This window comes from Oryzifoliimicrobium ureilyticum (assembly GCF_037199735.1).
Taxonomy (GTDB): Bacteria; Pseudomonadota; Alphaproteobacteria; order Rhizobiales; family Rhizobiaceae; genus Rhizobium; species Rhizobium ureilyticus.
This window is the reverse complement of sequence record NZ_JBBBVQ010000055.1, coordinates 1-3,654: the sequence shown is the minus strand read 5'-3', so window position 1 is coordinate 3,654 and position 3,654 is coordinate 1. Positions and strand designations below refer to the sequence as shown.

The 3,654-nt window shown below is 58.6% G+C and carries 3 protein-coding genes; all 3 read right to left on the bottom strand.

The genetic code is table 11. The features are described from left to right. Nucleotides 1-14: 14 nt before the first annotated feature. Complete coding sequence (locus VQ830_RS28485) at nt 15-2,372, bottom strand: hypothetical protein (RefSeq protein WP_337271509.1); 2,358 nt, start codon at nt 2,370-2,372, stop codon at nt 15-17. Nucleotides 2,373-2,522: 150 nt separating this feature from the next. Next, on the bottom strand, nt 2,523-3,101 hold the full coding sequence (locus tag VQ830_RS28480) for a PIN domain-containing protein (RefSeq protein WP_337271508.1): 579 nt from the start codon (nt 3,099-3,101) through the stop codon (nt 2,523-2,525). After that, a complete protein-coding gene (locus VQ830_RS28475) occupies nt 3,091-3,537 on the bottom strand; it encodes a MerR family transcriptional regulator (protein WP_337271507.1) in 447 nt (148 codons plus the stop codon). The genes VQ830_RS28480 and VQ830_RS28475 overlap by 11 nt, the downstream gene beginning before the upstream one ends. Between the last annotated feature and the right edge of the window lie 117 nt (nt 3,538-3,654).

Here is a 3,654-nt window from a genome sequence, read left to right as displayed (position 1 = left end):
AGGCAGCCACCACACTATGCGGCCTCCCACACCTGATTGAGGATCCGCGCCGCCAGTGCTGCTTTGTCCTGCGGCAGAAAGCGCCCGTAGTGCTGCTGCACGACGTCTGGCGTGTCCTGGATGGCATAACTTGCCTGCTCATAGGATCCGGTCTGCTTCAAGATGTGAGTGGCGAGTACGTCTCGGACATTGTGGGGGCCATGCGGCAGCAGACCCTTAATGGCGCCGCGGCCGGTATACGGATTGTAGATGCCGTAGCGCTGGATCGTCAATCGCCAGGCCTCGTAGAATGTTGTCTGATTATACGCCGCATCGATGCTGGTCGTTTTGACAGTTTTGACGAAAAGCGTGCCGGGATCGGGTGCGCGTCCCAAGAGCACCTTCCGATGCCGTTCGATATAGGTATTGAGATAAGTGTAGAGATCAAGTAGATCCGGCAGCACTAGGCGAAACGGCTTCTGCCCGAAGAAGGAGGAGCCCGAGTTCTTGAAAGCGTTGGACGGGATGAAGACTTCCCAACCTCGCTCCCGCTCGTTCCAACGCAGTTCGCCGCGCTTCACGTCCTCAAGACGGCGTTCTGCCGTCGGGAATTGTCTGCGTGGGCAGACCAGCAATTGCCGAAGGTTTTTTTGCCTAAGACCGAGGTGCAAGCCAAGCCTCAGCATCAGGAAGGCACGGACGGCTTCAGCGGCCGCTCTCGGATAGCGGTGCTCATCCGGCATCCGCTTCAAAATTTCCTCGGTGATTTTGCGATACTCGGCGAGTGGGCTTTCGGCTTCTAGGACGCACATGATCGGCTCAAAGGGATCGCGGTGCACCCGCATCACCCTCTGAATTTCTTTTGAACGGTTGGCGGCATGGCGGTGGAAGTCTTCGCATGCGCCATGCCAATCCCGGTGAGCTGCCGCTATCTCATCTGAGGTGATCAGTCCGGCGATCGGCTTGACGTTGCGCAACAGTTCGGGGTGCTGGCGGATCCAGCCCACCTCCGCGCGGGTGAGCGCCATCGCCACCATCAGCATGTCGTCTTCCCACTTAGTAAAGAAGCCGCGACGGCGCTCGCGCCACTGCAGATACCAATCCCACACGCCCGGGAAGATCAGGAGGCCGAAGGTGAGTTGGCTGAGCGGCACGCCTCGACCTTTGACAGCCCCGTTTGGGGATGCCGCAAGTGCCCCAAACATCAGGCCGAGATGTTCGATCTTCTGGCTGGCTGTCTCCTCATTCCAGACGCCATTCCTGCGGTAGCCTATCGCGGTCAGTGTCGACGTCTTGAAGCGGATCAGGTCTGCCATCTCCATCGCAAGCCGAGGGGGTGCATCAACGACACCGGAGAGCAGATCTGGATCCTCCAGCGCCTCGGTCGTAGGCCCGTTTTCGTCCTCTTCTCGCAGCCAGCTAGAAGCCGCTAGTCGAGGAGTGAGTGCGCTCCCGCCATATGTGACTCCAGGGAACCGGATCGCGTAGCGCTGCTTCGTCGCTGCCGCCTGGAAACGTCTGTAATCCGTCGACCCCGAGATGATGACGCGCCGGACCCATTCCAGGATCTCTTCGCGCTTTGAAAAAGGCAGGGTGCCGAAGTCGTCGGGAAGATGCCAGGCAAGCCGGCGCCGCTCCGCCGGGCTAATGTCTTCCAGATCGTAGCCATACAGCGATCTGGACTGATGTGGCAGTTTCGCTTTGAAGTAACCTCGCTCCAAGCCATATCTGCGCTCGATCCGGCAAAGGATATCAAAGCTTGCCACCGAGCGAGGCACACGCTGGCCCTCAATCCACGACAGCAAGGTCTTCGCATCAAAGGTTTCGTCTATCCGCACGACCGCCCGGTGGAGTTGCCAGTAACTCTCGCCAAAGCGGCGCATTTGATAGGCGAGTGCATCGGCGAATGAACTCGGGTCTTCGTTCGCCTCGAACAATGGATCTGGTTTGTCAGAAACTGGTCTCGGCTTGGGGCCGGGGCGGCCAGGTGAGGGCGAGCTCTCAACCTCTTCGACTTCGTGATGGTTCGTCGGGGAGGGGGTAAACTGTCCCGTGGCACCGGATTTCGGGGCTGCTTGCAGTCTTCTGCGTTGCCGGGCGTCGTCTTCTACGGGCGGCTCCTTCAGCCAACGCATGATCGCATCCAGCGCTGGTCTCAGTTGTTTCTTCAACGTTGTCGTCAGCGCGTCATCGATTCCGCAATCGTGCGCGATCTGCCGCCAGTCATATCGGTTGTTTGCGAGAGCGGGTGCCTTTCGAAATGTGATCAACGCCAGGAGATAGGGGCGAAGGTTGTCCACTACCCAATCCGGCGCGACGGGTGCAATACGGACATCGCAGTAGGTCGAAATCTTCTTCTGAAAATGTAGTTTGGAAAGGTCTTCGTTTGGCATGTGTCATTCCGCAGTTTCTCGGGGCCTCAGGCCGAGGGCGTGCGGAATTAGGGGCAGAAAGTTAAAAATCCGTGAAGCTGGCGAGGGCGACCCGGTAACCCAACGAAGTCGTCGGGCACCCTCGGCAGTTTTTTCAAGGATTGCGCCTGCTCATTTTAATCCGATTATGTTTCGGCGGAGCAGCCCTGAAAACTTCTCCAACCCGCCTTGTTCAAGCGCGTCGACGAACGCCTCAACCGATGGGATTGTCTTACGTAGATTATGCCTCGCACTCCTGACGCTGGAGATTAGCGCTTCCGGAAACGCCGCATGAAGATCGGTAAGAAAATCATCTGGCGACTTGCTGGTCACATCATGGGCGAGAAGGTTTCTTGCGGGAAAGTCCTTGAGGTTCCAGGTAACGATGACGGTGGCTTTGCCGGCGATGGCTGCCGCGAGGACATGTCGATCGTCGGGATCCGGTAGCGTGAGATCCGCGATGAACGGTCGATGGTCTTCTACGAGTGCCTCTGGGAGGACAGCGTTCATCCGGTCGCGCGTGGCTACCAGGCGTTCGATGGACAGTCCTGGTGTGTTGGCGGCGAGATTGCGCATCCACTCGTCATGTATATCGTCGGTCCAGCGCGCCTCGACGAGGCCGTCGAAGGCGCACTGGATCAGAATGTTGCGCAGGTGAAAGGGGTAGAGGACGCAGGCATCGTAGACCGCGACTGGCGGATTAGAGGCCATAGGTCTCGATCAGGTCCTCTGTGTCCTCGGCTAGCGCTTCCATCGCCGTTTGTCGTTTGTCAAGCTTCGACTTCAACGCGAGCACGTCCTTAAGAAGGGCGCGGCGGTGTTTGCCGACGTAGCGGAATGGCAGCTCGCCCCGGTCCATGCGCAAGACGACGAGCGGGCGGGAAATGCTGAGAATGGCTGAAGCTTCGCTCGGGCTCAGTTCCTGGTCCTCAGCCAGCACGGCGACTCCCTCGCCGCGCAGCATGTGCGACAAAAGGGCTTCAACAGCCGCGGCGGCCGAAGGCGGGATCGGGAGAGTCCGCTCCTTGCCGCCTGCATCACGAACATGGAGTTCCAGCCTGTCGCCGGCAACCAGCTTTGGCAACGGCGTTGCTATTTTTCGGTCGCGATCTGACAGTCTGGCGAAATGAACAATTTGGCTGGCCATGATGATTTCTCCTGAGCCGCCAATATACCGAACAAGACCGCTATCTGCAATAACTGAAAGGGTAGGTGGGTTGCAATGGTGGCAATGGGAGGCGGTTCTGCGAAACGCTGGTTCGAT

What these genes read in the sequence shown, in the direction of transcription:
- VQ830_RS28475 (WP_337271507.1), bottom strand. Translation starts at nt 3,537, where the DNA reads ATGGCCAGCCAAATTGTTCATTTCGCCAGACTGTCAGATCGCGACCGA.
- VQ830_RS28485 (WP_337271509.1), bottom strand. Translation starts at nt 2,372, where the DNA reads ATGCCAAACGAAGACCTTTCCAAACTACATTTTCAGAAGAAGATTTCG.
- VQ830_RS28480 (WP_337271508.1), bottom strand. Translation starts at nt 3,101, where the DNA reads ATGGCCTCTAATCCGCCAGTCGCGGTCTACGATGCCTGCGTCCTCTAC.